Genomic DNA, 25,476 nt, shown 5'->3' on the forward strand with positions numbered 1-25,476 from the left:
GCGGAAGGGCCGCGGCGACAGCCAGAACGGCTCGGTCTCTTCGTCCATGGGGCTGCTCCTCACTGCTCGCGGATGGTGATGTAGATCGACCACTTGTCGATCAGTCCTCCGGCGGTGGTGATCTGGCAGGACACCGTGTACGTCTCGTCGACGGTGCCGCCCGCGATCCGTTGGGTGACGCTGGTCTCGTCGAAGGTCGCGGCTCCGTCGGCGGTGAGCCCCTCGGGAACCGTGACCGTTGCCGAGCTGATCGTGTCGCCCACTTCCGTCAGCCAGTCCCCCCAGTCCCAGGTGTACGGCAGCAGGTCCACCGGGTCCTTCGTGAAGTTCTGGGGCATGCGGCCTACCTCCGGACAGTCAGGGTGCGGCTCTCGGCCGCAACGGTGAAACGCCGGCGTCCGGCGGGCACGGTCAGTTGCCTCCGCCCGGCGGGGATCCGGAAGGTCTGCTCCGGGCTGGACTCGATGGTGGACGGCGCGGCGAGAGGGCGGGCGGCGTCGGCTTCCGCCGTGGGGTTCAGTGTGGCCGCCTTGGAGCCGGTGAGGGGTTGCGCCGCCTCCTCACTGCCGACGGTGGGTAGCGTCGCGGCAGGGGTGACCGCGGTGAGCGGCTGGGCCTCCTCAACGGATGTGGCAGTACCGAGAGTGGCGGCTTTCGCGCCGGCGACGCCTTGGGCCGTGTCCCCCTCCGTGGCCGGCGTGAGGGTGGTGGCCTTGGCCCCGGTGAGCGGTTGCGCGGGTTCGGTCGAGGTTGCGGTGCCGGCGGCGGCAGTCTTCGCGCCGGTCTGGGCCTGGGCTTCGTCCTGTTCCGTGGCCGGGGCGAGTCCTGCGGCTTTGGTTCCGGTGGGTGCTTGTGCTGCGTCCGTCTCTCCGGCCGGGGTGAGCGGCGTCGTCTTGGCGCCGGCGAGCGCCTGCGCGGTGCCCTGCTCCGTGCCGGGCGGAAGTGTCACGGACTTCGAGCCCGCGAGGCCCTGCGCGGCGTCGGCTTCTGTGGCGGGGGTGAGCGTGCCGACTTTCGTGCCGGTGAGCGTCTGTGCGGTTTCGGTGCTGTTGGATGTTCCGAGGGTTGCGCCGGCGGTGACGTCCGCGGCGGTGAAGTCGTCGAAGCGCAGGGCGCTCGTGGACTCGGCGCGGATGCCCACGCTGGTGCCGGTCGTCACCGCGGTGTTGGTGACGGAGATCCTCAGGACATCGTTGATGTAGCCCTTGATGCTGGAGCCGACGACCTCAAGCTTCACGATGTCGTTAGCTGCGGCCGCCACGGCGTAGCTGCCGATGCTGGTGAAGCTGCCGCCGACGACGGAGAAGATGTTCCACGACGTGCCATCGTTGCGGAGCAAGTAGCCCTGCGTGATGTTGCTGTTGCCGCGGGCCCATACGCCGTGGCTGACGGCCGCGGTGGCGGCGATTTTGACCTGCACCGAGTGGTCGGCGGTGTCCATCGCTCCGGCGGCACGCAGGATGATCGTGCCGCCCGCGTTCCCCGACGAGAGCTGCTGGGAGACGATCGACCAGTCTCCAGACACCTCAACCCAGCCGGCCCCCAGCGAAGTGGAGTCGGCGCGGGCGAAGTTGTCGCTGAATGAAGCCACGGCTGCGGGTTAGCTGGCTCGGAAGAAGTCGGCGATGGCCAGGGTGAAGGTGGTGCCATCCGGGGACCAGGTGACGTCGGCCTTGGTGATGGGGATCAGGTCTGCGTCGGTGCCGGTGCCGCTGTCCGGGTCGTAGACAACGACCATGGCGCCAACCGGGTTGCCGGTCGGTGACGTCCAGGTCACGTCGGCGGCGTCGATCTCGACACGGTCGGCGGTGTCGTTGACCGTGACCGTGATGCTGGAGAGGGTCTTGCGGCCAACAGTGGTCTGCTCGTTGGTGGTGCCCGCGACAACGTCGGCGAAGGTGTCCTTGTCCTTGAGGACGGCGTCGGTCTCCAGGCCGCTGGACTCCAGCGGGATCAGGATGAGGGCGTCGCTCGCGGCAGGCAGCGCGGCGAGCGCTGCGGCCCGGCCGAGCGCAACGTTGAAGGTGATGTTGGCCATGATCTCTCCAGTTCTTACGCGTACTGACGGCGCTGCGGATCCAGCGCCAGGGACTGCGGGGACGGCGAGTCGGGATCGCCGGGCTGCGAGGCGCCGTCCTTGCGACACACCAACGCGTCCGGGTCGTAGCTGGGGGCTTGGAGGCTGTAGCCGTCTGGGCAGGTGGGTCCTGGCGGGCCCTGCTCCCCGGTGTTGCCCTTGACGCCTTGCGGTCCTGCCGGGCCAGCTTCGCCTTGGGGCCCCGCAGGCCCCGCCGGTCCTGCGGGGCCGGTGGCGCCGACAGAACCGGGCTCCCCAGCCTGTCCGTTGGTTCCGTTGGCGCCGCTCTTGCCATTCGTCCCCGGCGAGCCTGAGGCGCCGGGCGATCCAGGTTCGCCCTGGTCGCCCTTCTCACCTTTGGGTCCTTGTGGGCCGACGACGCTCTTGCCAGCTTCGCCGCGCGGTCCGGAGACGGGCTTGCCGCCGAGGTCGCGGACCTGCTGGGAGAGGGCGGCAATGGCCGTGTCTTTATCGTGCAGGTCATCTGCCATGCCTTGGATGCTCAGCACGATCCAGGCGAACGCGGAGCCCACCGCGACGGCGGCTATGACGGCCAGGAGGTCGCCGCGGCGCCAACGCCGTTCCTCGGCCCGGATCTGTGCCCGCGTCACGATCCAGACCCCTGCATGAGCAACAGGATCACGGGCAGCATGATCCCGATCAGTGGCACTATCACCGAGGCGATCAGCCACCGGCGTGTGGCCACGATCTTCTCTGTGTCCTTCTCCCGCAGCGTCTCCAGTTGGGAGACGCGGGAGGAGAGAGCCTCGTGCCGCAGGTCGTACAGCTTCTGGTCGACCTTCTCGTCGAGGCGCCGGCCGAGCTGCTGGATGTCGTCGCGGACGTCGGTGAACCGGTCCTCGAACCTTCTGACAACCTCGCCGAGGGTCGGTTCATCCGACACGTGGGGCTCCTACGGTCAGACGCTGGTCGGGCCGGTGGGCGCCGTGGGCGAGGAAGGGGTGACCTGTACGCGGGTCAGGAGGGTCAGCCCGGCGAGGACGACGGTGTTGATGGCGCCCACGGTGGACTGCGAGACGTCGTAGCCGAGCGTCCCGACCAGAACGGCCCCTGCTGTGACGATCGCGGTGAACGCTTGCGGGGCGATCGGCCGGGTCATGGCTGCGGCGATGCCGCCGAGGATCGCGGATACGGCGGCCACGATGGCGCCGGCGGTCTCCGCGCTCAGGCTGGTGACGCCGAGGGACACGATGAGGCCGAGGACGGCTGACAGCGTGTTCAGAACGACGACGGGCTCTCTGCCGAAGATCTTCACGGTGGTTGTCCTTTCGGGGGTTAGGCGACGACGGTGAACAGCCCGGTCTGGGCGCCGAGTTTGGTCAGGCTGGTGATGCCGGGGATGCCGTTCGCGTCCGTGCCGGTGTAGCCGAGGCTCTTCTGGAAGCGGCTGTAGGCGGCGACCGTTGTGGAGCCGAAGCTGCCGTCGCCTGCATACGTCTTGGCGAGGAAGCCGCGGTGGACGAGTGCGGCTTCGACGAGGTTGGTGCCAGCCATGTAGGTGACGTGGCCCTGCTTGGCGCCGGGGTCGGTCTTGGCGGCGGTGATGAGGCGGGAGAGGTCGACGCGCGGCTTGGCCGGGGTGGGGGCGGGTACGGCCTTGGGCGGCTTGGTGGCGAGCTGCTTCTTCACGTCGGCGCGGAAGGCGTCCATGTCGAAGCTGGGGTCGATCTTTCCGGGCTGGCATTCCTTGTGCCCGGCGACGGACTTCTCTGTCCAGCCGTGCGCCCGGCAGATCGCGGCGGCCCACAGCACGGCCTGCGTGTACTGGCTGACCGGGTACGGGTCTTTGCCGTTGCCGAGGTTCTCGATTTCCAGGCCGTAGAGGACGTCGTTGCCGTCGGCGTTGGCCTGGTCGTCCTTGGGGAGCGGGGACTTCTCTTCGCGGATGGCGTCGAGGACGTCGAGGTCGACCAACCCGGCGTGGTTGGTGCGGCCGTTGCCGATGGTCCACAGGCTTTCGGTCTTGCCGAGCCAGGCGTGGCAGAGCGGGCCGGGGAGGTCGGGGCGGCCGTTGAAGCAGACTTCGCGGTCACCGTGTCCGGCGGTGTGGTGAATCAGCACACCGATGACGGGACCGAAGGTCTTGCCGGTGGCGGTGTCGCGGTTGTGGGTTCGCCAGCCGGTGTGTTCGTGGACGGTGAGGCCTTCGGCTCTGAGTGCGGCGAGCATCTTGTCTGCTGTGAGTGGTGTGGCCATGCGGGTCCTCCCGAGCTCGGATGCTCCTTCGAATCGTAGCTGTAGCCACCCATTTCACCTACGATTCATAGGCTACAGTTCAATCATCCCTGGCTCGGGGATGGCGGTAGGGGGCTTTCTTTGCGGGTTGACCCCTGCCGCCTCAACCCGCAAACAACCCGCAGGAGCAGCGCTATGAGCAATCTCGTAGACCACGCCCGTCGCGAACTCGCCCTCATCGGCGAGGATCAGGACGTCATCGACGGCATCGCCAAGGTGATCGAAGCGTTTACGAAGGTCGCCGACTCCGGCGGATCCACGCCGTTCGTCATCGCCCGCATCGAGAAGCTGATGCGCTTCGAGCCCCTGTCGCCTCTCACGGATGACCCGGCGGAGTGGCAGGACCAGTCCGAGGCGTCCGGTGTTCCGCTGTGGCAGTCCACGCGTAACCCGAGCGCGTTCAGCACGGACGGCGGCAAGACGTACACGCTGCTCGGCGAAGAACCGCAGACCAGCGACAGCGGGCAGCCGGTCCACGCCAGTCAGCCGAAGGCGGTGTGAGCGTGCACCGCCTCACGGTCGACTACCGCAAGGACGAGTCCGAGCGCCGTGGCACCCTCCTGAACAAGGGCTACTTCCTCAACGACCTGCCCCGACTCATCCTCCTGTGCCGCCTGTTCGGCCACCGACCCGTCGTGGACGGCACTACCGGGTTCCGCGACCGGCCGGGCCATCGCTGGGTGTGCTGCGACCGCTGCGGTGTACGCCCTGATCCTCAAGGCCAGCTAAACCCGGCAGTCTCCGAGATCGGCGACCAGTACGTGGGTCCGTTCGACAACCAACTCGACCTTGGTGCTCAGGCTCGGACGCCCGGCCCGTGGCCGAAGCAGCCCACCGGCGAGCTCGGCGCCCAGGTCATCATCGGCAAATCGTTCCCCGGCTGGGACGCCGAACTGAAGATCGGCAACGCAGGCAGCGAGCACACCCTCGCCGCCCACCTCCGCCTCCACCCCTTCGGCGCGATCTACCTGCACACCGAACGCTTCGGGACGTGGCTCCAGCGCCGCCTCAACCCGGTCGGCTACCAGTCCCGCGTCATCTCCATCGGAATCCAGTACGGCGGCATCGACTGGAAGCTGTGGGCCAAGCGCGACGAGTCGTCCCGCGACGACCCGTGGTGGATGCGCGGCACGATCAAACTCGACCCGCGCGACAAGCTGTTCGGCCGCCGACGGTACGAGTACGAGAACGTCGGCGACCCGGTCACCGTCACGGTGCGCATGCCGCACGGCGACGACCACTCCGTGAAGCTTCAGCTCCAGCGGGTCACCGACGGCCGGAACCGGCGGCGCTTCCACTCCTGGACGGCTGACTGGTCGACCCGGCCGGGCATTCCCACGAAGCAGCACGATCGTGGCCTGACGCTGGGCTCGGCGGTCGACGTCAGCGCGGAGTCCGTCACCGAGGGCGCGTGGCCCGCTGAGGCTGCTGCGGGGATCGCCGCGCAGATGACGAAGGACCGGACCCGGTACGGCTACCGAGCCCCCGTCGTGGTCGACGGCAGCGACTTCGACGTGGAGGTCGACTGACGTGACCGTCATCTGCCAGTTGCTCGGTCTCCTGTTCGCGTTCGTGGTGCTCGCCCCGCACGCGCCCGTCCACTACACCTACCCGCCACCCGCGACCGCCCGGAGCCACCCATGAGCGACAACCTCGACGAGTTGAAGGCCAAGGGCGTCGTCTCCCACACCGTCATCGCAGGCGGCTCCCCGGAACAGACCGCCAACGTCACCAGCGTCGAGCTGGACGGCAGCCCCGTCTTCATCGACGACTGGGTGATCACCTCGCCACCCCCTCCGAACATCACGATCAACGGCACCGACGGGCAGCCCCTCGTCACCATCCACCCCGACGGCACCCTCGACTACGGGCCCGGCTACACCCCGGACGAAGCCGCCCGCACCTTCTGGGACGCCCTCCGCAGGCTCATGCCCGCACGCTGCCCGGCCTGCGGCCACATCGGACTGGAGACGCCGTGACGGACCTGCACGGCTGGATCACCCAGCAAGTCGACCGCGTCGAAGCTGTTGCCCGCGCGGCAGCCGACGGCGACTCCGGTGAGTGGTTCGTCGGCCGCAAGTGGAACGTCTACCGCACTGAAGACCAAGAGCTGGGTACCGGCGTCGAGATCAACCGGCTCGTCGTGTACGGCAACGTGCAGGCGCAGTCCGAACACATCGCCCTCAACGACCCGGCCGCCGTCCTCCGCCGCTGCGCCGCCGACCGGAAGATCCTCGACGACCACAACGTCTTCGCCGACGGCAGCACCCACTGCGTCGGCTGCGGCACCGACTACGAGAGCGGCCCGCACGTCGACAACACCAACGACTGCCCCACCTTGCTCTCCCTCGCCGAAGGCCACGGCCTCACCCCGGAAATCCTCGCCAGCCTCGACCGACCCGAACTGCCGCCCCGCCCCGCCTTCAAGCCGCGCGGCCCGGAACCAGACACCAGCCACGTCCCACCCGCCCTCCGAGGCCCCCACTGGAGATCCCGATGACCGAACAGCCCACCCCCGACAAGCCCCGCGCCTCCATCATCGAGATCATCGCCACCGGCTACAAGCCCACCAACGACGGCCCCGGCAGCATGATCATCCCCCGGGAACTCCGCATCAACGGCGTCTCCGTCTACAGCGCCAACCGCGACAACGGCGGCATCAAAGTCAGCGACATTCGGCTCGGCGACGACATGGTCACCGTCAACGTCACCCTCGTCGCCCGCAAGCTCGTCATCGCCGCCGACGGCGACCTCGACGAGGAGGCGCCGTGACCGAACCCACGGCGCCGCCCGGACGCCTCGACGTCTACGGATGGCTCGCTGACCGCGACGGCTGCGGAACCATCCGCATCATCACCCCCCTCACCACACTCCGCACCCAAGGCCACACCGCAGGCTGGTCCGAACGCATCGACACCAACCAGCTCCCCACCCGCGCCCTCATCGGCCAACGCATCTGCAAGGACGGCCCCACCCAAGGCTGGCACGACATCGCGAAAACGTTCGGCCGCCCCAAGCTCATCTACGAGGTCGACGACAACCTGTGGGACGTCGACTACCGCAGCGCGAAAGCCCACGAGTTCTTCAACGAACCCGGCGTCGTCGACAACCTCAACAAGAACATCCGCATCGCCGACGCCGTCACCGTCACCACCGACCCCCTCGCCGACCTCATCCGCCCACACAACCCCAACGTCCACGTCATCCCCAACTACCTGCCCGACTGGCTCCTCCACCACCAACGCCCCCGGCAAGAGGGCAAGGTCGTCATCGGGTGGGGAGGCTCCCAAACCCACGACATGGACCTCGCCGAAGCCGCACCCCAACTCCGCCGCTACCTCAACCGCGCGCCAGCCCACGTCGAGCTCCACGTCATGGGCGAACCCAAGCCGCCCCCGCGCCGGCGCGGCGTCATCCGCCCCCACACCCCGTGGACCGAACGGCACATGATCCCCGAAGACCGGGTCCGGTGGACGTCGTGGAACAAGAGCGTGGCGGACTACTGGCGGGCCATCGACTACGACATCATGCTCGCCCCCCTCCGCCCCCATCCGTTTAACCGCAGCAAGAGTCCGCTGCGCCCACTGGAGGCGGCGATGCTCGGGATCCCCGTCATCGCTACCGACTACGGCCCGTATGCCGAGTTCGTCGACCACGGCGTCACCGGGCTCCTCGCGAAGAACGACCACGACTGGGGCCGCCACCTCCGCGCCCTCGTCGAGGACGACGCGATGCGGACCGAGATGGGCGCGAACGCGCGGGCGAAGGCGGCGGCCTGGACGATCGAAGCGAACGTCGGCGATTGGCAGAAAGTGCTCCTCGGATGAGCGCCCCGCTGAACCTGACCGCTGAGCAGCTCCGCACGCTCGGCATCGTTCTCGACGAGCTGACCGAGATCACCAAGACCCACGGCGTCAGTCTCACCCCGCAGGCCCGGCTGGAGCTGGGGCTGGACGACAACGTGCTGATGGTGTCGTGGGACGGCAGCGCCTACGTCATCGACGACCGCAACGGAGACTGACCACCCATGAACCTCCCCATCCCCGCCGCCGGACGCGCCACCTTCCAGGGCGCCCGCCCGTTCCCGCACCTCGTCCTCGACGACCTGTGGGACCCCGACCAGCTTCGCGAGTGCGCGGCCGAGTTCCCGCCCGCCCACGACCCCCGCTGGACGACCTACCCCGACCCGAAGGAGTACGGCAAACGCGCCGGCGACTCCCGCATGTGGGGGCCGGCCACGAAGGCGTTCTTCGAGCAGGCCCGGTCCGAGGCGACCTGCCGGACGCTGGAGGAGCTGACGGGGATCGGCCCGCTCACTGCGGACGATCTCGGCGGCGGGATGCACATGACCGGCGAAGGCGGGCGGCTGGCTCTCCATCGCGACTTCAACCGGCACCCCACGCTGCCGCTGGAGCGCCGCCTGAACCTCCTCGTGTTCCTCAACGAGGAGTGGGAGCGGGAGTGGGGCGGCGTCCTCTACCTCGGGCGCGAGCGGGAGGTGGAGGTGCTGCCGCTGTTCAACCGCACCGTCCTCTTCGCGTGCGGCCCGGAGTCGTGGCACGGGCATCCGGAGCCGATCGTCGGCGAGCACTGGCGCAAGAGCCTCGCGATCTACATGTACGCCCCTTTGCGCGAGGAGACCGGCAACGCTCACAGCACCATCTGGGGTGGCGAATGAGCCCGCGCACCTGGGCCGTCACCCCGTCCAACGGGCGGCCCATGCTTGACGACCTGATCGACTCCCTCAAGGAACAGGTCTATGACGTCATCGTGGTGGCCAACAACTGGCAGCGGCCGGACCCCGCGGACTGGCTCGAATCTTCGGGGCTTCCCGTGGTGGTCGCGGACGGTGGCGCCGATAGGAACATTTCCCGCTGGTGGAACATCGGCTTCGACCTGGCGGCGCAGCATGCGGGCTGGCTGGGCGACAGCGAGTGGGACGTACTCGTCGTGAACGACGACGTCGTCTGCCCGCCCGGCCTGGTGGAGACGCTCGGCGCCCGGATGCGTGAGCGAGGCGCGGCAATGGCCTACCCGGATCAGGCGGGCGGCCAGCAGGAGATCCTCCACACGGGGGCCGCGCCGGTGCCGCTCAGTCAGCGGATCACCGGGTACGCGTTCATGCTCCGCGGCGAGAGCGGGCTGCGGGCGGACGAGGACTTCATGTGGTGGGCAGGCGACGACGACCTCGGGCTGCGGGCCCAGGCTGCTGGTGGCGCGCTGCTCGTGCCCGGCATCCCAGTCGAGCATCGGGCGCCAGACGTCCAGACGAACGCGAGCCCTGTCCTGTCGGCGCAGACGGCCAGGGACATGGACACGTTCGTTGCGAAGTGGGGGGTCAGACCGTGGTGAACGTTGGAGAGGGGCGAGCGGATGCATCCTGAAGCGCGTGAGGGGCTGGCCCGTCAACTGGACGCGTCCTGCCTGGACCTGAGCGCCCCGTGGCGGGTGCTGGATCTGGGCGGCCGGGACATCAACGGCAGCATCCGGGACCTGCTCCCGGCGGCGAAGTGGACGGGCCTGGACGTCGAGCCGGGACCGGGCGTGGACCTGGTGCACGATGCGACGAGGCCGTGGCCGGACGCCTTCGAGCGGTTCGACCTCGTGGTGTGCACGGAGGTGCTGGAGCATGTCGAACGCTGGGGTGCGCTGCTACGGACCGCGTCGCAGGCGCTCGAAGCTGGCGGCCCGGAGGCCCTGTTCGTGACGTGCGCATCGACCGGGCGCCCGGAGCATGGGGCGTCGGGTGGACCGCGCCCGCTGCCGGGCGAGTGGTACGGCAACGTCTCCCCGGGCGCCCTACGGAACGCGCTGGAGGGCCTGTTCCGGTACTCGCACGTCGAGTACCGGGCCAACCCCGGGGACGCGTATGCGTGGGCTCAAGGGGTGCTGCGGTGAGCATCGTCGAGTTCCTGCGGGCGCGGTACGCGGAGGCGCGGCAGCGCGAGGAAAATCAGCGGCGTGTTCGCGGCGACTTCCCGTATGAGGTCAGCATCTGCAAGGAGTTCGACGAGGAGTTCATAGAGATCGGAGCGGGCGGGTTCCGCATGGCGCCTGCCGAGTTCTGGGAGCGGTACGGGGAACCCGCAGTCGATCCTGCGGTGCTCGCCGATCTGGACGCCAAGCAGCAGTTGATCAGTCAGATCTTCGCATACGAAGCGAAGATCGATGGCGAGTGGGGGTGTTGCCACAGCGCCGGGCAGATCGAGGCCGGGATGTGCGAAGGGACTCGGCCGGACGACATCCCCGCGCTGCGGCTCCTCGCGGTGTCGTTCGCCGCGCACCCGGACTACGACGAAAGGTGGCGGCCATGAGCGGCCAGTGGCTGGCCCAGGAGGTCAGCGACACCGCAGTCCACACCGTCCCTCTCGACGACGTCATCGTCCACGAGTTCACCCCCGACTGCCCCTGCGGGCCCCGCGCCCGGTGCATCCCGCGCGAGGGGCGTCCGGACGGGTGGACGTACACCCATCACAGCGCGGACGGGCGCGAGTTCAACGAACCCGACTACCAAGGGGAGGGGCGACCATGACCGCCTTCGGAGAGATCACCGTCGCGATCCCAGCGCACGTCGCCCGGGTGGCGAACGGCATGCTCGACCGCGCCGTCGCCTCCGTAAAGAACCAGCTGCTCCCGGCCGCCGACATCAGCATCGCCATCGACGAACACGGCGACGGCGCGGCCATCACCCGACAGCGGGCCCTGGACGCGGTGAAGACAGAGTGGACCGCCTTCCTCGACTCGGATGATTGGTTCTACCCCGAGCATCTGAAGGTGCTGGCCGCCGGGGCGCGCATCTTCAACGCCCAGTACGTCTTCAGCTATTACATGGTCCACTTCCCCGACGGGAAGCCCTGGCCCGCCAACGACCCGCTCGGGCACTTCGGGAAGCAGTTCAACCCGCAGGCACCGCACCAGACGACGATCACCACGCTCGTGCGCACCGAACTCGCACAGAGCATCGGGTTCTTCGACCCGCCCGAAGGAGCTGAGATCGGCGGGCATCGGGGCGGCGAGGACTGGTTCTTCACCGTCGGCTGCGCACAAGCCGGAGCCAAGATGGTGCACGTCCCGAGGCGAACCTGGGCGTGGTGCCACCATGGCGCGAACAGCTCCGGGATCCCCGGGCGCGGCGACGCAGCAGCGAGGCGGCCATGAACGGCCCGCAGTGCTTCAGCGAGGCCGAGCGCCTACTCGCAGCCGCCAACGAGTACGAAGCCGAAGGCGACCTGGAGATGGCAGGCCAGCGCCGCTCCGAAGCGCAGACGCGCGCCCTGCTCGCCCTGACAGCCAGCCACGCCGCCAGCACTCACCCGCAGAGCACCAGTTGGGACCACGCCATCAACGGACAGGAGCAGCCGTGAGGAGCCGCGACCAACTGCTCGGCACGCTGGTGCAACTCCACGACTGGCACCCGAACGAGGCCAACGAACTCATCGACAACTTCGCCCGCGAACTCGCCGAGCAGCAGCGCAAGGCCATCGAAGGCTTCGACCGCGACGACCACTGGGGCACCCTCTACCGCCCCGAAGACGTCGAAGGACTCCCCAACCTCATCGACCCCCAGGTCCAGCACGCCAGCAAGGAGACCCAGCCGTGACCCAGCGGATCAGCATGGAAGCCGCCTTCCCCACCTTCCAGAAGAAGACCACCGAACTCTTCGAGGCCAACATGCTCCTCCAAGCCCAAGTCGACGTCCAAGCCCGCGAACTCGCCGCGCTCCGCGAGGAGAACGAACGCCTCAAGAACGGCGAGCCCGCGCCTGAGGCGCCGGCGGGCCCAGACCTTGCCGCGCAGCCCCCGTACCCGCCGGCGGAGGACCGCGGTTAGGCGACCCGTTCGCCGGCGAACCCCCGGCACGTGATCGTGTTCGACGACGAGGCTGCGGACCAGGTTGCGCACAGCACCATGTCGTTGGCGACCGTCGTATCCCGGGTGACGGGGGCTGCGGTGATCGGCCCGACCGGCGTGTAGGTGGTCACCGAGGTCAGGAAGTTGTGGGTGTAGCGCGCCATCGGCGCCCATGTGCCGGATGCGCCGGTGGTGGCGCAGGCGAGGTAGAACTCGGCCTCCCAGTACCCGTCCGTCGCACCGGAGCGCACGGTGACCGCGGGGAAGGTGACCATCGTTGCGCCGCCGGTTCCGCCGAGCTTGCACACGAAGGTGATCGTCGGCGTGCCCGTCACCCCGAGCGTGCCCCACGCCTTGATCCGGTACACGGCGCCCGCCACCGCATCGTTCGCGGGGACGGTGTAGGTGGCGATCGCGGTCTGGGTGACCGTGTTGGCGACGGTGGTTGCGGCGGAGAGGCCGGGCCGGTAGGTGGCGGAGCCGATGGTGAGGTTGCCGTCGACGATCAGGCTGTCGTTGGTGCGCATGACGTTGGCGGCGTTGCGGAACAGGTTGCAGTCGGCGCCGATGACGAGCTGGGCGCTGGAGGCGAGTTTCAGGTTGGAGCCGAAGGTGCTGCTGCTGTTGGGGATCTCGACCCAGGAGGCGCTGGCGGGTGCGGTGCCGTTGGAGAAGTAGGTGGAGTACTGGGTGTCGGACTGCGCGATCGGCTTGCCCGAGTACGGGCTGCTGGGCCGGGTCGACGAGGTGACGACCTGGAAGCCCGCCGCGGCGTCGACCTTGTCCCAGTTCTGGCCCAGATCCTGCGTGTAGGAGACGAGTTCGGACCCGTCGCTCTTCGACTTGTAGAGCGCGAGCCGAGTGGTGGACGGGTCAGGCACGGGGAACCTCCAGCAGAGACGACGGGGACGGAAGACGCACGGGCAGGCCCCCGTACACGAGCTGCCACCGGTGCATGTCAACGGCCTCACGCTTGGCCCGTAGCCCGGCCGTGGTGATGCCGTGGGCGGCGCGGATCGCGTCGAGCGGGTTCTTGCCCTTCGCGGGCGCCTGGACGACGGCACGCACCTTCTTGGCGTCGGCGATCCGCAGCCGGTGCGCGGCGAGCGCGTCAGTGGAGCTCGCCGCGTTGAACAGGGTGATCGGTTCGGCGTCCGGCCGATTCGAAGTGACCAGCCCGGCACGGGCGGCGGCGTCATCTTTGTCGGGCTCGTCGGGCAGGTGAGGCTCGTGCAGCACGATGTCGAGGATCTCGTCCACATCTGACAGCCCGTATTCGGCAGCCCGCCACTCCAGGGTTTCCTTCGGGAAAACGTAGCTACCGCCAGCGCCGTCCTGGTCGACGTGGTGGACGACCCAGCGGGGTGCGCCCCGGGTGAGGCGTTCGCCGACCGCGTCGACGGTGAGGATGCGGGGGTCAGACACGGTAGCTCCAGACGCTGATGGACGGCGAACCGGACGACGTCCCGAACGTGACGGTGAAACCGGTCGTGCTCGATGCCGTGACCTGCCAGGTCCGCAGGGTGGGGTGCCGGAGGGTGACGAGGGGGACCATGGTGGAGGCCATGGTTGGCCCGTAGCCGAGGCCGAGGGAGGTGTCGCCTGCGGTGAAGACGGGTTCGTCGGCGGTGAAGATGCCGTCGGTCGCTCCTGCTGCGACGTAGTCGGCCCATTTGCCGACGTGCCGGGTGCGGCCTGTGGTGAGCTCCAGGTACTGGCCAGTGGCGTCGTCCGGGTTCCAGGCGAATCGGCCGCGGTTGGCGTCGGCGTACATGAGGCCGCCATCGACGCCGCCGGAAATGAAGCCCGTGTAGTAGGCGGTACCCATGGCCAGTACGTATCCGCCACGCCTGTCCTGGGTGTCTGCTCGGACGACGGCGAACTGAGCGCCAGCGGTGCTGAGGTAGGCGCGGGAGGTGACCTGTGTGCCGGTGCCGTCGTCATACGGTGAGCTGTTCATGCCGAGGTTGATGTCGGTGCCGGTGCTGAAGGCGTTGATGTAGCCGTAGTCGGTGCCGGTGTTGGCGTACCAGCGGATCTCGGGCAGGAGGGCGCCGGTGGGGTTGATCTCGATGCGCTTGCCTGCTGTGCCGGATTTGAGCTGGCCGACGATGCTGACGGAGCCGTCGGCGCCCGCGATCGCGACGGTTTGTGTGCCTGCCGCGTTCCAGGCGCCGATGCCGCCCGAGTTGAGTTCGACGCGGGCGCCGGTGTCGGCGGTCTTGATGCGGGCGCCGACGATCCAGTCGGCGTTGATCTGCCCGGCGGTGACCTTGGAGACGGTCAGGTCGGAGATGTGGGCGTCGTCGATCAGGAGGGCGGTCGCGGACGCCGCGTCACTGGGCCCGCTCTTGTTGCCGGTCTTGTCGACCGCCACCACCCGCACATATCGGGCGCTGGTCTCCTCGATCTGTGCGGTGAACACGACGGGGATCTGTGCCTGGATCATCCCCGCGTTGGCGACCGCCTTGCCCTTCAGGGTGGTCGCATCCGGGGTGAAGCCGGGCTCGTAGGAGACGTGGATCTCCAGGTGATCCAGGTCGGATTCAAGGTTGAACGTCCCACCCGAGCTCTTGCCGAGCTGATGCGTCACCTGCACCGCGATCCGCGACCCGGCCACGCTCGGAGCGGCAGGAGTCGACGGGGCGATGTTGTCCGACGACGCCGTGAACGTCGTCACCGACGACCAGTCCCCGGTGTTGCCGGTCTTGTCGACCGCCCGGATCTGAATGTCGTAGCCGACCCCGGGTGACAGGTCTTGCAGCTGAGCCGAGGTCTCACCCCAGGCGACGTACATGACCTGCCACTTGCCGGTCGGTGCAGCGAACGGCTGCGCCCACGTCTGCAAGTCCTGCCAGCGCACCTGACTGACTTGCGACCAGGTCGCCGGATAGATCATGTCGGTGTCGACGGCGTACCGGATCTCGTAGTGATCCCCGTCCAGGACCGTGCTGCCGTCGACGTTGTTCGGTGCGTTCCAGGAGACCACGACCCGGGAGCGGGTCAGGCCGCGGCCGTCGAGGTAGGCGACCCCGGTGAACGGCGTGACGAACACCGGCTGCCCAGGCACGGAGGTGTCGGCGTTCGGCCGCGATCCGACCGGCTCCATGCTGCTGTTGGTGAGCTGGCGGGAGAAGTCCCCCACCGTCACCGTCGACGTGGCGTCAGTCTCGAACTCGACGAACTGCGTCAGGTCAATCCACGCCCCGGCCGCGGTGCGGTAGGCGACCGTGTGCTGCTCGGTGATGGCCCACTGGGTTTCCGTGACCTGGAGTTTGATCGGGTTGATGCGCTGGCCCCGGAACGTGATCTCCGTCGACGTGTCGATCAGCCCACTGTCCGGGTCGTACACCCACACCCGGTCCCCGACCACGAAGCTGCCGTGCACGTCGTAGTCCGCGGTGGACAGCTGGAGCGCGTTGCGGGTCGACGTGAACTGGCTGAGCGCCAGCTGGGCACGCACCGCGGCGTTCGCCGTCGCCGTATCCGACTCCGACACAAGCCGGGTCAGCTTCAGCAGGTTCCCGTGGATGTCCTTGAAGCCGGTCGCCGGCGAGATGTCCGCCGCCCCGGTCGCGATGCTCGTGCCGTCGCCCTCCGCGAGGAGCACCACCCGCGTGCTGTAGTCCTCCATATCCCGCGTCACATCCACCGACCCCGGCAAAGCGCGCAGGCTCATGTCCTCGCCGGCATCCCGGGTCGTGATCACGCAGGTCGGCGTGGTGACGAACAGGCTGGAGTCGGGGCCCGCGTCCAAGGTGCCGTTGCCGTTGACCCGCCACGACACGGGCACGCTGGCGGTGGACATGGTGTCGCAGACGTAGCCGATCGCCGCCCGTGGGGACTCGTACTGGTGGTGGCCGGTGTAGGTGCCGGTGACGGAGTACAGGGTGCCTGCGGTGACGGCGCCGGAGGCGGGCAGGAGCATGGTGATGGCGGTGGCGAACGAGGCGCTGGCGGGTTCGACGGCGTTTTCGTAGACGGAGCCTTTGCCGTCTTCGTCGCCAAGCCAGAATGCCATGCCGACGCCGCCGATGGACAGGTCGTCGGCGGGGGTGCTGGTGCGGCCGTCGTCGCCGATGGTGCGGGTACGCAGGACGCCGACGTAGCGGGCGGTGGTGAGGAGGTTGTCGCCGTACTGCAGCGGGTCCAACCGGCCGGGGATGATCGCGACATGCCCGAAGAAATCGAGGGCGTCGAGGACGTCGCGGGGCGTATTCGGGAGGAGTTTGACCTCCCACGAACCGAGACTCTTCAGGACCTCTGAGACGCTCACCCGGTCACCTCCTCACGCCGTAGACGGCTTCCGGCATCGCAGCCGCGTACTGGTTCCGCAGGTCCAACGCCGTGTCCCCGGATGGTGTGGCGGCGCGCATCCTGATGTCGTCGCCGTACAGCAGCACGCCGGCGCCCGGGCTGCCGCCGATGACGAAGTGGACCCCGCCGTAGGCGGCGTTGGCAGGTGCGGTGAAGGTTGCGTCCATGAAGAACCAGGCGCCCGAAGCGGGCGTGACCGAGTTCGTGGACGTGGTCAGATATGCCTGGGACACGTCGTACCAGTTGATGTTGATGCCGGTGCCGGACGGGATCGGGGCGGGCGCGTACAACCAGCCCGACGCCCGATAGGACAGCCCGGCCACCGCCGCCGCCTTCCCGGCCTCCGCGCGGGGCGACGAGCCCGCCGTCGAGGTGAGCAGCCCTGACCAGCCGCCGTACTTGGATTGGACGCTGGAGCGGGTCAGGGTGGCGTTGACGGGCGTCCAGTCGGAGGTGTCGGTGTCGAAGGTGGGGTTGGCGTTGAGGGTGGGCTGGGAGGCGACGGCGCCGATGAAGAAGTCCATCGCCGTGGCCGCGGCCTTGGTGATGCCGCCGTTCGCGTGCGCGGTGAACGATCTCGCGGAACCGATCACGAAGACGTTGCCGTCGGAGTCGTCGGCGGTCGCCGTGATGTACCCGGACGCCGCAGCCGACGTGTTGGTCTCCAGCGTGCTGCGGTAGGCGGCCAGGGTTGCTGCCGTGCCGGTCTGGAGGTAGCCCTCGACGAAGCGGGAGCCGCGGCGGAGGGTGAGGTCGAGGGTGGCCCGGCCCGGCGACAGGCTCTTGGTGAGGCGGAGGATGACCATCTCGGGGTCGTTGCGCAGCAGCGTCGCCCCGTCCCACGAGGAGATGGGCGCACCGGACCCGGCGACGCTGACGTTCCATAGCTTCGACCGGTAGGCGCCGCCCGCATAGGTCTGCACGTCCAGGGACGCGGACGCCGACGTGGTCACGTTCACGAATCCGTTCGACAGTGACCAGCCGGTTGCCGCGAGCGGCACGTCCGCCCCGTACACCTCCTGCCCGCCCGTCGTCGTCGCCTTCACCCGGCCCGTCAGATACGACGTGGGCAGACACCCCCACCGCGGGGAGGTGTTGGCCGGCACGCTGCGGTAGACGGTCATGGCTCCGTCGGCGCCGGTGCGGGTCATGGTGGTGGGGTTCGAGCTGCCGGTGTAGTAGCCGTAGTGGCCGATCGGCGGGGCGTGCCAGCGTTCCCCGGTGAGGGAGAAGTCGTTCAGCCGGACGGCGCCGGTGAGGCGGGACTGGAGGTCGGTTTCGGCGTCGGAGCCGATCCGGTCGAGGGAGACCTTCCAGTCGGCGGTGACCATGCTGTTCAGGTACTCGGTGTACGTGCTGCCCGAGGACTTGACCATGTAGTAGCCGTTGCGTTCCGGCTTGTCGGTGAACGTGACGGGGATGCACTGTCCGACGGTCAGGGCGTTGATGCCGTCGTGCCGGGCGACGACCTGCGCGCGGGTCAGGGGCGGGTAGGACTCCTGCCCTTCGAGGTCGAGGGTCCGGCCGTCGCCGCCAGACTCGGTGACGGTGAACGTCTCCCGCAGCGGGATGCGTCCGAGCTGGACGTCGCCCCATCCGTACAGCGCCATCAGGCCCGCTCCTTGTCGAACTTACGGATGGCTTCCTTGGTGTAGGCAGCCATGTCGTTCGCGAACCGCCTCGCCTCGGCCGGGGTCGGCATGGTGAGGCTCTTCACGGTCATGTTCACCGTCACGCTCATGCCGCCGCCTGCCCCATTGGTGACGAGCTGCTCGAACAGCGCGGTCTGCTGCGGGTCGAGGATTCGTTCCGGGCGCCCGGTCTTGTTGACGGCCATCGTCGCGCCGGGCTGGAGGAGCCCGCCGTTGTCGTACTTCGCGGCGGGTGCGAAGCCCCAGCGGCTGGTGAACATGGGGTCGTTGTAGCCGCGCGCCGTCTTGCCGTAGTGGACGCCGCGACCGCCGGACGACTCGAAGTTCACGCCGGCGAGGGTGCCCGCGGTGTGACCGACGCCCGCATTCGTGATGCCGATCATGAACGGGGAGTTGAGGTTGCGGACCCATCCGGACGGGCCGGGCGGGAACGAGCCCGTTGCCCACCGGCGGTGCGGGCGCTCCCCGCGGATGACGGACTCGATGGCGGACATGAACCCCGAGCAGTCCCACGACGGGTTGCCGTTGCCCGCCCACTGGTAGGGCAGGCCGGACTGCGACTTCGCCCACGACAGGGCTTTCTGGACGGCGGGTCCGCCGACGGCCTTCTTGTCCTCGCTGGTGAACCAGCTCATCATCCCGTCCACTGCGCGGTTCGACAGGCCCTTCAGGAGGCCGCCGATGCCCGCGTTCCCGCCGGGGATCTGAGCGATGAGCGGCCGCACCAGCGCGGACAGCGCCTTCTGCGCGGCAGCCTTCAGGCCGCCGACGACGACATCCTTCGCCCAGGAGGCGACCGATCCGACGGCGCCGCCGATCGCGCCGGTGACCTTGCCGACGATGCCGCCCTCGGCGTAGTGCTGGGTGGGGCCCTGGTAGCGGGTCTTCTCTTCCTGCCTCGACGGATTCCCGCCGGTCTTGGTGGGACGATCCTGACCGAGCATGGCGTCGATCGCGCGATGGCCGCCGAGGCGGTCGACCTGCGGGTTGGACAGGATCCGCTCGCCGGGTTCGAGCATGGCGGGGACCTTGTCGCCCTTGCCGCTGCCGGGGACGACACCGCCCTTCTGGAAGCCGAGGCTGATGGTGGGCAGCGAGATCTTGCTGTTGATCTTTCCGGCGATGGAGTTCCACATCTTGCGGAGCCCGTTGTTGTAGACGTGCGAGACGACCCACTTCACCGGGGCGGCGAACTTGGACTGGATCCCAGCCCACAGGGTGCCGACGCCGTCCCGGAGCGCCTTCACGCTGTTCAGCATCGACGTCTTGAAGTCGCTGATCTTCCCGCGCAGCGTGGTGAAGATGCTCGTGGTCTTCGACACGGCGGTGTTCCACAGGCTGTTCCACGTGTTCGTGAACGACGTCTTCAGCCCGGTCACCCAGTTCAGGACCGACGTCTTCGCGTTGCCGAGTGCCGTCCGTAGCCCGTTCCAGAACGAGGACCACCGGTCCGTGACGGCCTTCCATAGGGCGTTCCAGCGGTCGATGACGCCCTGCTTCAGCTGGTTGAAGATTTCCTTCGTCTTTGTCCACAGGCTCGTGAACCACGAGATGATCGCCTTCACCAGATCCGGGATGATCGAATGCCCGACCAGCACGTCATACAGGTGCTGGAACTGGTCGACGATCCACTTGACCACGCCCGTCACGGTGTCCATGAACTTCGTCAGCCACCCGATCACCGTCGTGATCACGGGTACCAGAATCCCGACCGCGCCCGCCAGCGTGCCCGCCATCATCGACGCCAGCTGGGCGATCAACGGCAGCAGCGGAGCGATCACCTGCAGCGCCAGGTTCAGCAGCGACACCGTCAGCTCTGCCAAAGCCGGCAGCAGCGGTATCAGGGCGGTGGTGATCGGCACCATCGCCGGCGTCAACTGGGCAATGAACTGGCCCAGCACCTGCACGATCGGTACCAGCGCGCCCACTACCGGCTTCAGTCCCTGGGCCAGAGCCGCCACCACGGGCACCAGTGCCGCGCCGACGGCCGAGATGACCGGAGCGAGCGCCGTGACGATCGCGCCAAGGACGTCACCGATCGGCTTCAAAAGTGGCATCACAGCCCGGACCAGGCCGACGAGGATGTCGCCGATGTCCGACAGTACGGGCAGCAGCGCATCCATGATCGGCATCAGTGCTTCGCCGAGAGCTCGCGCCAGATCGGCCAGCACCGGCCCGAACTTCGTTGCCAGTTCGGTGACCACGGGGGCGAGCGCGGACAGCAGCGGCAGCGCCGCTTGAATCACCGCACCAAGGGTGCCCGCGACGAGCTTGGCGATCGCGTTGACCGCGGTGAAGATGCTCGTCAGGGCTTGCTGGACATCCGGCATCGCGGTGATGCGGCGCAGCTCCGCGAACACCGAGCCGAGCGCGCCCAGTGCGTCTCCTCCGCCGGCCGCCGCGGCCTTCATGACGTTGTTGAGCGTGCCGAAGATGTCGCCGAGCAGGTCACCGAACTGTTTGGCGACGTCGATCGCCCCGTTGATCGATTCGGTGAGGCTCCCCGACGCCAGCCCCTGTGAGAGCTTTTGAGAGATCCGGTCCGCGGCACCTGCGGCGGCCTGCGTGATGCGGTCGAACGCGGGCGCCGCTGCGATGGACAGCTGGGTGAGCCCGGTGAGGAACTGGGCGGGCACCCGGTTGAGGTTGCCGAACCCGGCGTTGACGCCGTCGAACATCTGCCGGAGCTGACCGGTCTTCGACAGCTCGATGATCGCGGTGGCCGCGTTCTTGGCCATGCGGTTGAGGGTGTCGGCCATGCCGCCGAGGCCGCCCCGCAGCGGGGGGATGACGGCGGTGGACAGCTGCGTGAACGTCTGCCCGAGCCCAGCCATGAGCCGGTCCTGCACGTCGAGCTTCAGCCCGCGCCAGGCGGCGCCCTGGGCGATGACCGCGCCCACGAACTCCCGGGCGTTCGGGGAGAGGCGGGCCATGGCGTCGCCAAGCTTGTTCGCTGCCGCGGCCCCGGCTGTCTGGGCGTCGGCGAGTGCCCGGGCGGCGTCCGCTACCGCATCCTGCGCGTCCTTGATCTCCCGGGCCCCGTCGACCGCAGCCTTGCGGGCAGCCTCCCGGGCGTCGGCGACGTCCCGCTCGGCGAGCATGACCCGCTGCAAGCCGTCCTGGGTGGTGCGGGCCTGGTCGAGCTCCGCATCCTTCAGTGCCTGCGTCTTGTCAACGACGGCCTGGTTGGCGTCGACGATGCCCTGCTTGGCGTCCGTGACCGTCTTCGAGCCCTCGACGCCGGCCTTGTTGGCGTCGGCGGTCTGCTGCTGGAGGCGGGCGGTCTCGGTCTGCTGCTCCTCCAGAGCCTGAACGGCCTTGTCGTACTGCAACTGCGCCTTGTCGAACTCTTCCTGCCCCGCCTTGCCGCCCTTGGCCTTGACCGCGGCGAGTTCCTGTTCGGCGTCCTGAAGGTCCAGCACCTTCTGCCGCTGGTCCAACTGGGCGTCTTCGAGCCGGTTGTTGAGGTCTTCGAGATCCTGGGCGGCTTCCTTGCGGGCGTCGTTCAGGTCGCGCTGTGCCTGCCGTGCCGCGCGCTGGGCGTCGGCGAGGTCACGTTCCGCGGAGGCGACCTGCTGGGCTGCGCGCCGGTTGGCGTCCGCGGTGTCCTGCACGGTGTTCTTCAGGTCGCGCTGGGCGTCCTCGATCTGCCGGGCCGCCGCGACCCGGGCCTCAGCCGCGCGCTGCTCGGCGTCCTTCACACCCTGCTGCGCCTTCGCCAGCGACCGCTGCGCGTTCTCCAGCGCCCGCGTGGACTTGGTGGCCGCGCTGGCGGACGACGTCGCCGGCGCGAACGCGGCCTTGAAGGCGTCCCCGATCCCGCTGGTGCCGACCTTGACCGCAGCGAACGCCGTCGCCAGCGACAGCACTGCGGGCGCAGCCACAGCAGCGGCCGGGCCCATCGCGGCGATCGACTGCACCAAGGAGGCGACCGTCGGGAGCGCGCCCACGGCGAGGGCGGCGAGTTGGGCGATGCGGGAGGACAGGATGCCGATCCCGCCCGCCGCACCACTGGTCCCTCCGCCGCCCAGTCCGCCCAGTCCGCCGAGGAGGCGGGCGCGAACGTTGACGTTGCGGTCGCGGGTCAGGAAGCGGAGGCTGTTCGCGGCGTCTGTGGTGTCGGCGCGCGCCTGCACAGTCATCTGTCGGCGCCGCACAAGGTTGGCGATGGAGTCGGCGGCGACGCGGGTGTCGACGTCGATGCCGATGCGGACGGTGCGCCGCTGAGTGAGGTTGCGGATCTCGTTTGCGGCGACGCGGGTGTCGACGGAGGCGCGGATGTTGACGACGCGGTCCGCGGTGAGCCGGTCGAGTTGCTGGGTGACGCGCCGCTTGGAGGCCTCGTTGAGGTCGGCGTCGATGACCGCCTTCAACACGGTGCGGGCGTGGTCGTCGGCGAACCGCCTGAGTTTGGCGAGGGCGACGGTGTCGTCGAGGTCGAGGGTGACGGTGGCCTTGTTTCGCTTCGACTTGAGGCGGTCCATGGCGCGGTCGTATTCGGACTCGTCGGCGGTTACCTCGACGTATCCCTCGGCAATGCGGAACGCGCCTGCCATCTACCCTCCCTGCGCGACGCTCACGAGCCCGGGGAACTGGGCCCGGAACTGGGTCAGTGAGACTTCGGTCGTCTCGCTGCTGCCGCCCTGTGCGGGGGCGGCGGTGGTGCTGGTGCGGGTTGGGGTGGTGCGGGGTTCCGTGCGCTCGCGTTCCTCTTCGGCGAGGGCGGCGAGGACGCCTTGGTAGGCGGTGAGTCGGTGGACGAGGGCGAAGTAGCGGCGGGCAGAGATCTCGTCGCGTTCCAGGTCGATCCGGTACACGGCGAGGAAGTCGGCGTCGATGTCGTCCAGGTGGTCGAGAACCGGTAGGAGTTGTTCGACGCGGTCGCCGATGGCTTCGGCGCAGTCGGGTTCCTTGATCTCGTCGAGCAGTCGCAGCCAGGGGCGGCGGCTGTCTACTTCGCTTTTCCCTCCTTCGTCTTCCGTCCGAGGGCGAGGTCGAGAACCTTGTTGATGATCCATTCCATCTGGTCCTCGGTGAGGGCCTTGGACTGCTCCAGCGCCATGTAGGCGTCCTCGCCGAGGACGGCAGTCAGGAGGGGGGCGGTGGCGAGGTCGCGGCCGTGCTCGCGGGCCTCGCGCAGGTACTGGAGGGCGACGCCGGGCGGGATGGACTTCGGGATCGTGTACGGGTCGTCGCCGACGTAGAAGAGGGGGACGCGCTCCTCGACGACGTCGTCGTTGGCGGCGATCCGCAGGGGCTCGAAGTCGAGGGCGTCTTCGGTGCTGGTGGGCTTGGCGGCGGCCCTCTTGCGGGCCGCTGTCGTCTGACGTGTGGTGGATGCCATGGTCGTGCTCCTCGGTGCGGGCAGAGGTGGACAGTCGACTAGCTGGTCTGGTCGACGATGTGGATGGGCGCGATGCTCCCGGACACGAAGTGCACTGCGAACTTCGCCGGAATCAAGGTCTGCTTGTCCTTGGTGTAGGCCAGGTCGACGCTGTCGACGTTCAGGACCTTCCGGCCGATGATCCGGCGCCGGAACTGCTGCGGCGCATAGCCGTCGAGGATCACCGCGAAGTAGTTCGGCTGCGTCGCGCTGGACGTGACGTTCGGCTCGTAGGACTTCCAGCCGGCACCCGACGCGGATGTACCTCCGTTGAGGGTGAGCGACAGGTTCTCCAGCGTCGCCTCGGCCAGCGACGTCTCGATGGTGTAGTCGGCCTTCGTCAGGCGGGAGCCGACGCGCAGCGTGATCTGGTCGACCTCCAGCTCCGAGTAGGTCTGGTCGGCGCCGAACTTGACGCCGTCCTGGGTGCCGCCGAGGTCCGTCCAGGCCGAGGTGGCCGGGGTGGAGTTGACCGCGGCGTCGGTCGGCTCCGTCGCGCCGAAAGCGCCCGAGTAGAGGGTTGCCGGCCCCTGAATGAGGTTTCCGGTGTTCACCGACATGATCAGTTCTCCTTGCTTGCGGCCGAGGACGGCTTCTTCGGCGCGACCATCGCGGGCTGCGGCGGTGCTTCAGGGGCCGCCGGGGCCGCGGTTGCGGGGGGCACTTCCTCCTCGGCGGTCTCCTGGACGAGAAGGCCCTGCCGCTGCAGGTCGAGGTACTCGGCGTCGTCGACCTCGATTTCCTGGTCAGGGCGCATGGTGGTGCGGACCGTGTGGGTCATCGGTACTGGCTCCTGTCGAGCGGGAACTGGTGGTGGGAGTAGTGCGGGTGGAAGCGGAGCTCGATGGTCTGCTCGGGCGGGATGCTCGGCGGGCAGGGGATGATGCGGATGTTTCCGACGAGGAGGAACTCCAGCTCGGCGCGGTCGCCGTGCACGAGGACTTTGCCGCCATAGGAGAGGAGTTGCCCGTGCAGCCGGTCTTCCTGGATCGCCCACATGCGGCTCACGGCGGCACCTCCGTCCATGCGATGACGAGGCCGGGGATGTCGTAGCGGGCGTAGGGGGATGCGTCGTCGGGGATGCGGCGCGGATCCCCGACCGTGTATGCCGATTTGATCTGCACGCCCGGGTAGCTGCCCGGGAGTTCGAGGAGGGTCTTCGAGATGTTCGGGTGGTCCAGACAGGCGGCGACGATCGCCTCCGCCAGGTTCGACGCCTGCCCCCACGGGGGCTTCTGCGAGCCGGGGTTGACCGCCCAGCAGGACACGCCCATCACCGGTGTCCGCAGGGGGACGTAGATGTTGGAGGAGCCGCCGGTCACGACGTGGGTGACAAACCCGCCGTCGGCCCACGAGAGGGTGCCGTCCGTCCCGGGCTTCGGCAGGGTGGTCGACACCCGGTCGCCGACAACGGTCTTCAGCCAAGCTGTCGTGACGAGTTCCGGGGTGGCGTGCAGCGTGGGCGTCGTCATGCCGTCCTCCGCTGGAAGAGGGCCGGACGCAGGTACGGCATCGGCGGTGTGCCGGGGTGGTTGACGCGGGCCACGGGGTGGTCGGCGTCGGGCCAGTGCAACGCCTTCTTGTTCCGCGGCAGGATGACGTGCGGGGCGGTGCCCATCTCGACGTCGGTGGCGTAGTTGCAGTCGAGGGAGCCGACGCGCAGCACCTTGTCATGGCATTCGGAGCGCAGGGAGTCGTGCAGGCGGCCGGAGCGCTTGTGTACGTAGCCGCGGGCGTCGCCGAGGATGGCGGGGCCGATGGTGTCGCCCAGCCAGTCGTTGATCGCCGCGTCGACGTGTGCGCGCGCTGAGGGGTCGATCCGCACACCGGATCGCGCCATGGCCGCCTCCTCTCCGAAGGTGGTCGTTCTGGTGGCCGCCCGGTCTCCCCGGGCATGTGGCCTGTTCAGTTCTTGATCACGTTGCGGGCATCCGCAAAGC

General features: G+C 68.7%; 35 protein-coding genes. 16 read left to right on the top strand and 19 right to left on the bottom strand.

From position 1 onward, the window contains the following. Positions 1-59 precede the first annotated feature (59 nt). The 7 genes from H295_RS0108940 to H295_RS0108970 form a co-directional block, all read right to left on the bottom strand. Complete coding sequence (locus tag H295_RS0108940) at positions 60-338, bottom strand: hypothetical protein (RefSeq protein WP_020135016.1); 279 nt, start codon at positions 336-338, stop codon at positions 60-62. Positions 339-343: 5 nt separating this feature from the next. Further along, on the bottom strand, positions 344-1,441 hold the full coding sequence (locus tag H295_RS0108945) for a hypothetical protein (RefSeq protein ID WP_158691030.1): 1,098 nt from the start codon (positions 1,439-1,441) through the stop codon (positions 344-346). A 159-nt stretch (positions 1,442-1,600) separates the two neighbouring features. Next, positions 1,601-2,038 carry a hypothetical protein gene (locus H295_RS0108950; RefSeq protein ID WP_020135018.1) on the bottom strand — a complete coding sequence of 146 codons (438 nt, stop codon included), beginning with the start codon at positions 2,036-2,038 and terminating at the stop codon, positions 1,601-1,603. A 14-nt stretch (positions 2,039-2,052) separates the two neighbouring features. Next, the gene (locus tag H295_RS45320; protein WP_078616601.1) at positions 2,053-2,688 is read right to left on the bottom strand and encodes a hypothetical protein; all 636 of its coding nucleotides are present in this window, start codon (positions 2,686-2,688) and stop codon (positions 2,053-2,055) included. Beyond that, a complete protein-coding gene (locus H295_RS0108960; RefSeq protein ID WP_020135019.1) occupies positions 2,685-2,981 on the bottom strand; it encodes a hypothetical protein in 297 nt (98 codons plus the stop codon). Before H295_RS0108960 ends, H295_RS45320 begins: the two co-directional genes overlap by 4 nt. 15 nt (positions 2,982-2,996) lie before the next feature. Next, on the bottom strand, positions 2,997-3,353 hold the full coding sequence (locus tag H295_RS0108965; RefSeq protein WP_020135020.1) for a hypothetical protein: 357 nt from the start codon (positions 3,351-3,353) through the stop codon (positions 2,997-2,999). A 20-nt stretch (positions 3,354-3,373) separates the two neighbouring features. Continuing rightward, on the bottom strand, positions 3,374-4,294 hold the full coding sequence (locus tag H295_RS0108970) for an N-acetylmuramoyl-L-alanine amidase (RefSeq protein WP_028809202.1): 921 nt from the start codon (positions 4,292-4,294) through the stop codon (positions 3,374-3,376). A 174-nt stretch (positions 4,295-4,468) separates the two neighbouring features. Between H295_RS0108970 and H295_RS0108975 the strand changes: the two genes are divergently transcribed. The 16 genes from H295_RS0108975 (at position 4,469) to H295_RS0109060 (ending at position 12,163) form a co-directional block, all read left to right on the top strand. Next, complete coding sequence (locus H295_RS0108975) at positions 4,469-4,834, top strand: hypothetical protein (protein ID WP_020135022.1); 366 nt, start codon at positions 4,469-4,471, stop codon at positions 4,832-4,834. After that, positions 4,831-5,862, top strand: a complete 1,032-nt coding sequence (locus tag H295_RS0108980; RefSeq protein ID WP_020135023.1) for a hypothetical protein — start codon at positions 4,831-4,833, stop codon at positions 5,860-5,862. The genes H295_RS0108975 and H295_RS0108980 overlap by 4 nt, the downstream gene beginning before the upstream one ends. Positions 5,863-5,973: 111 nt before the next feature. Next, positions 5,974-6,312: a hypothetical protein gene (locus H295_RS0108990; protein WP_020135025.1), complete on the top strand. Its 339-nt coding sequence runs from the start codon at positions 5,974-5,976 to the stop codon at positions 6,310-6,312. Beyond that, a complete protein-coding gene (locus tag H295_RS48355) occupies positions 6,309-6,833 on the top strand; it encodes a DUF6221 family protein (protein ID WP_020135026.1) in 525 nt (174 codons plus the stop codon). The genes H295_RS0108990 and H295_RS48355 overlap by 4 nt, the downstream gene beginning before the upstream one ends. After that, positions 6,830-7,105: a hypothetical protein gene (locus H295_RS0109000; protein ID WP_020135027.1), complete on the top strand. Its 276-nt coding sequence runs from the start codon at positions 6,830-6,832 to the stop codon at positions 7,103-7,105. The genes H295_RS48355 and H295_RS0109000 overlap by 4 nt, the downstream gene beginning before the upstream one ends. Next, positions 7,102-8,160 (top strand): glycosyltransferase family 4 protein, encoded by a 1,059-nt coding sequence (locus H295_RS0109005; protein WP_020135028.1) that lies wholly within the window; start codon positions 7,102-7,104, stop codon positions 8,158-8,160. Before H295_RS0109000 ends, H295_RS0109005 begins: the two co-directional genes overlap by 4 nt. Then, a complete protein-coding gene (locus H295_RS0109010) occupies positions 8,157-8,354 on the top strand; it encodes a hypothetical protein (RefSeq protein WP_020135029.1) in 198 nt (65 codons plus the stop codon). The genes H295_RS0109005 and H295_RS0109010 overlap by 4 nt, the downstream gene beginning before the upstream one ends. 6 nt (positions 8,355-8,360) lie before the next feature. Then, positions 8,361-9,011 (top strand): 2OG-Fe(II) oxygenase, encoded by a 651-nt coding sequence (locus tag H295_RS42945; RefSeq protein ID WP_020135030.1) that lies wholly within the window; start codon positions 8,361-8,363, stop codon positions 9,009-9,011. Continuing rightward, entirely contained in the window at positions 9,008-9,685 is a 678-nt protein-coding gene (locus tag H295_RS44700) for a glycosyltransferase family 2 protein (RefSeq protein WP_020135031.1), read from the top strand. Before H295_RS42945 ends, H295_RS44700 begins: the two co-directional genes overlap by 4 nt. Positions 9,686-9,706: 21 nt before the next feature. After that, complete coding sequence (locus H295_RS44705) at positions 9,707-10,231, top strand: class I SAM-dependent methyltransferase (protein WP_020135032.1); 525 nt, start codon at positions 9,707-9,709, stop codon at positions 10,229-10,231. After that, positions 10,228-10,647, top strand: coding sequence for a DUF6221 family protein (locus H295_RS0109035; protein ID WP_020135033.1), 420 nt, complete (start codon positions 10,228-10,230; stop codon positions 10,645-10,647). Before H295_RS44705 ends, H295_RS0109035 begins: the two co-directional genes overlap by 4 nt. Next, complete coding sequence (locus H295_RS42960) at positions 10,644-10,865, top strand: hypothetical protein (RefSeq protein WP_020135034.1); 222 nt, start codon at positions 10,644-10,646, stop codon at positions 10,863-10,865. The genes H295_RS0109035 and H295_RS42960 overlap by 4 nt, the downstream gene beginning before the upstream one ends. Further along, positions 10,862-11,491 carry a glycosyltransferase family 2 protein gene (locus tag H295_RS0109045; protein ID WP_020135035.1) on the top strand — a complete coding sequence of 210 codons (630 nt, stop codon included), beginning with the start codon at positions 10,862-10,864 and terminating at the stop codon, positions 11,489-11,491. The genes H295_RS42960 and H295_RS0109045 overlap by 4 nt, the downstream gene beginning before the upstream one ends. Further along, positions 11,488-11,697 carry a hypothetical protein gene (locus H295_RS0109050; protein ID WP_020135036.1) on the top strand — a complete coding sequence of 70 codons (210 nt, stop codon included), beginning with the start codon at positions 11,488-11,490 and terminating at the stop codon, positions 11,695-11,697. Before H295_RS0109045 ends, H295_RS0109050 begins: the two co-directional genes overlap by 4 nt. Next, the gene (locus H295_RS0109055; RefSeq protein WP_020135037.1) at positions 11,694-11,933 is read left to right on the top strand and encodes a hypothetical protein; all 240 of its coding nucleotides are present in this window, start codon (positions 11,694-11,696) and stop codon (positions 11,931-11,933) included. Before H295_RS0109050 ends, H295_RS0109055 begins: the two co-directional genes overlap by 4 nt. Next, a complete protein-coding gene (locus H295_RS0109060) occupies positions 11,930-12,163 on the top strand; it encodes a hypothetical protein (RefSeq protein WP_020135038.1) in 234 nt (77 codons plus the stop codon). Before H295_RS0109055 ends, H295_RS0109060 begins: the two co-directional genes overlap by 4 nt. On the opposite strand, the gene H295_RS0109065 is transcribed toward H295_RS0109060, so the two are convergent. From H295_RS0109065 to H295_RS0109120, 12 genes are read right to left on the bottom strand one after another with little or no spacing between them, the layout of a single operon-like run. After that, complete coding sequence (locus tag H295_RS0109065; protein ID WP_020135039.1) at positions 12,160-13,065, bottom strand: hypothetical protein; 906 nt, start codon at positions 13,063-13,065, stop codon at positions 12,160-12,162. The genes H295_RS0109060 and H295_RS0109065 overlap by 4 nt on opposite strands. Then, complete coding sequence (locus H295_RS0109070; protein ID WP_020135040.1) at positions 13,058-13,609, bottom strand: hypothetical protein; 552 nt, start codon at positions 13,607-13,609, stop codon at positions 13,058-13,060. The genes H295_RS0109065 and H295_RS0109070 overlap by 8 nt, the downstream gene beginning before the upstream one ends. Further along, entirely contained in the window at positions 13,602-16,460 is a 2,859-nt protein-coding gene (locus H295_RS0109075) for a fibronectin type III domain-containing protein (RefSeq protein WP_020135041.1), read from the bottom strand. The genes H295_RS0109070 and H295_RS0109075 overlap by 8 nt, the downstream gene beginning before the upstream one ends. 4 nt (positions 16,461-16,464) lie before the next feature. Then, positions 16,465-18,111 (bottom strand): hypothetical protein, encoded by a 1,647-nt coding sequence (locus H295_RS0109080; protein ID WP_020135042.1) that lies wholly within the window; start codon positions 18,109-18,111, stop codon positions 16,465-16,467. Further along, entirely contained in the window at positions 18,111-22,709 is a 4,599-nt protein-coding gene (locus tag H295_RS0109085) for a hypothetical protein (protein WP_020135043.1), read from the bottom strand. Before H295_RS0109085 ends, H295_RS0109080 begins: the two co-directional genes overlap by 1 nt. Beyond that, positions 22,710-23,171 carry a hypothetical protein gene (locus H295_RS47150; protein ID WP_158691032.1) on the bottom strand — a complete coding sequence of 154 codons (462 nt, stop codon included), beginning with the start codon at positions 23,169-23,171 and terminating at the stop codon, positions 22,710-22,712. After that, positions 23,105-23,497: a hypothetical protein gene (locus tag H295_RS0109095; protein ID WP_020135045.1), complete on the bottom strand. Its 393-nt coding sequence runs from the start codon at positions 23,495-23,497 to the stop codon at positions 23,105-23,107. The genes H295_RS47150 and H295_RS0109095 overlap by 67 nt, the downstream gene beginning before the upstream one ends. Before the next feature lie 38 nt (positions 23,498-23,535). Next, a complete protein-coding gene (locus H295_RS0109100; protein WP_020135046.1) occupies positions 23,536-24,096 on the bottom strand; it encodes a hypothetical protein in 561 nt (186 codons plus the stop codon). Between the two features lie 2 nt (positions 24,097-24,098). Then, positions 24,099-24,317, bottom strand: a complete 219-nt coding sequence (locus H295_RS0109105; RefSeq protein WP_020135047.1) for a hypothetical protein — start codon at positions 24,315-24,317, stop codon at positions 24,099-24,101. Next, entirely contained in the window at positions 24,314-24,544 is a 231-nt protein-coding gene (locus tag H295_RS0109110; RefSeq protein WP_020135048.1) for a hypothetical protein, read from the bottom strand. Before H295_RS0109110 ends, H295_RS0109105 begins: the two co-directional genes overlap by 4 nt. Continuing rightward, entirely contained in the window at positions 24,541-25,008 is a 468-nt protein-coding gene (locus tag H295_RS42965) for a hypothetical protein (RefSeq protein ID WP_020135049.1), read from the bottom strand. Before H295_RS42965 ends, H295_RS0109110 begins: the two co-directional genes overlap by 4 nt. Further along, the gene (locus tag H295_RS0109120) at positions 25,005-25,376 is read right to left on the bottom strand and encodes a hypothetical protein (protein ID WP_020135050.1); all 372 of its coding nucleotides are present in this window, start codon (positions 25,374-25,376) and stop codon (positions 25,005-25,007) included. The genes H295_RS42965 and H295_RS0109120 overlap by 4 nt, the downstream gene beginning before the upstream one ends. Between the last annotated feature and the right edge of the window lie 100 nt (positions 25,377-25,476).

The sequence above is a fragment of the Streptomyces sp. 351MFTsu5.1 genome (genome assembly GCF_000383655.1).
GTDB lineage: Bacteria > Actinomycetota > Actinomycetes > Streptomycetales > Streptomycetaceae > Streptomyces > Streptomyces griseorubiginosus.

Excerpts from the sequence above, each read along its gene's own strand:
- H295_RS0108940 (WP_020135016.1), bottom strand. The coding sequence starts at position 338 with ATGCCCCAGAACTTCACGAAGGACCCGGTGGACCTGCTGCCGTACACC.
- H295_RS0108945 (WP_158691030.1), bottom strand. The coding sequence starts at position 1,441 with ATGGACACCGCCGACCACTCGGTGCAGGTCAAAATCGCCGCCACCGCG.
- H295_RS0108950 (WP_020135018.1), bottom strand. The coding sequence starts at position 2,038 with ATGGCCAACATCACCTTCAACGTTGCGCTCGGCCGGGCCGCAGCGCTC.
- H295_RS0108970 (WP_028809202.1), bottom strand. The coding sequence starts at position 4,294 with ATGGCCACACCACTCACAGCAGACAAGATGCTCGCCGCACTCAGAGCC.
- H295_RS0108975 (WP_020135022.1), top strand. The coding sequence starts at position 4,469 with ATGAGCAATCTCGTAGACCACGCCCGTCGCGAACTCGCCCTCATCGGC.
- H295_RS0108990 (WP_020135025.1), top strand. The coding sequence starts at position 5,974 with ATGAGCGACAACCTCGACGAGTTGAAGGCCAAGGGCGTCGTCTCCCAC.
- H295_RS0109000 (WP_020135027.1), top strand. The coding sequence starts at position 6,830 with ATGACCGAACAGCCCACCCCCGACAAGCCCCGCGCCTCCATCATCGAG.
- H295_RS0109010 (WP_020135029.1), top strand. The coding sequence starts at position 8,157 with ATGAGCGCCCCGCTGAACCTGACCGCTGAGCAGCTCCGCACGCTCGGC.
- H295_RS42945 (WP_020135030.1), top strand. The coding sequence starts at position 8,361 with ATGAACCTCCCCATCCCCGCCGCCGGACGCGCCACCTTCCAGGGCGCC.
- H295_RS44700 (WP_020135031.1), top strand. The coding sequence starts at position 9,008 with ATGAGCCCGCGCACCTGGGCCGTCACCCCGTCCAACGGGCGGCCCATG.
- H295_RS44705 (WP_020135032.1), top strand. The coding sequence starts at position 9,707 with ATGCATCCTGAAGCGCGTGAGGGGCTGGCCCGTCAACTGGACGCGTCC.
- H295_RS42960 (WP_020135034.1), top strand. The coding sequence starts at position 10,644 with ATGAGCGGCCAGTGGCTGGCCCAGGAGGTCAGCGACACCGCAGTCCAC.
- H295_RS0109045 (WP_020135035.1), top strand. The coding sequence starts at position 10,862 with ATGACCGCCTTCGGAGAGATCACCGTCGCGATCCCAGCGCACGTCGCC.
- H295_RS0109050 (WP_020135036.1), top strand. The coding sequence starts at position 11,488 with ATGAACGGCCCGCAGTGCTTCAGCGAGGCCGAGCGCCTACTCGCAGCC.
- H295_RS0109080 (WP_020135042.1), bottom strand. The coding sequence starts at position 18,111 with ATGGCGCTGTACGGATGGGGCGACGTCCAGCTCGGACGCATCCCGCTG.
- H295_RS0109085 (WP_020135043.1), bottom strand. The coding sequence starts at position 22,709 with ATGGCAGGCGCGTTCCGCATTGCCGAGGGATACGTCGAGGTAACCGCC.
- H295_RS47150 (WP_158691032.1), bottom strand. The coding sequence starts at position 23,171 with ATGGATCATCAACAAGGTTCTCGACCTCGCCCTCGGACGGAAGACGAA.
- H295_RS0109095 (WP_020135045.1), bottom strand. The coding sequence starts at position 23,497 with ATGGCATCCACCACACGTCAGACGACAGCGGCCCGCAAGAGGGCCGCC.
- H295_RS0109100 (WP_020135046.1), bottom strand. The coding sequence starts at position 24,096 with ATGTCGGTGAACACCGGAAACCTCATTCAGGGGCCGGCAACCCTCTAC.
- H295_RS0109105 (WP_020135047.1), bottom strand. The coding sequence starts at position 24,317 with ATGACCCACACGGTCCGCACCACCATGCGCCCTGACCAGGAAATCGAG.
- H295_RS42965 (WP_020135049.1), bottom strand. The coding sequence starts at position 25,008 with ATGACGACGCCCACGCTGCACGCCACCCCGGAACTCGTCACGACAGCT.
- H295_RS0109120 (WP_020135050.1), bottom strand. The coding sequence starts at position 25,376 with ATGGCGCGATCCGGTGTGCGGATCGACCCCTCAGCGCGCGCACACGTC.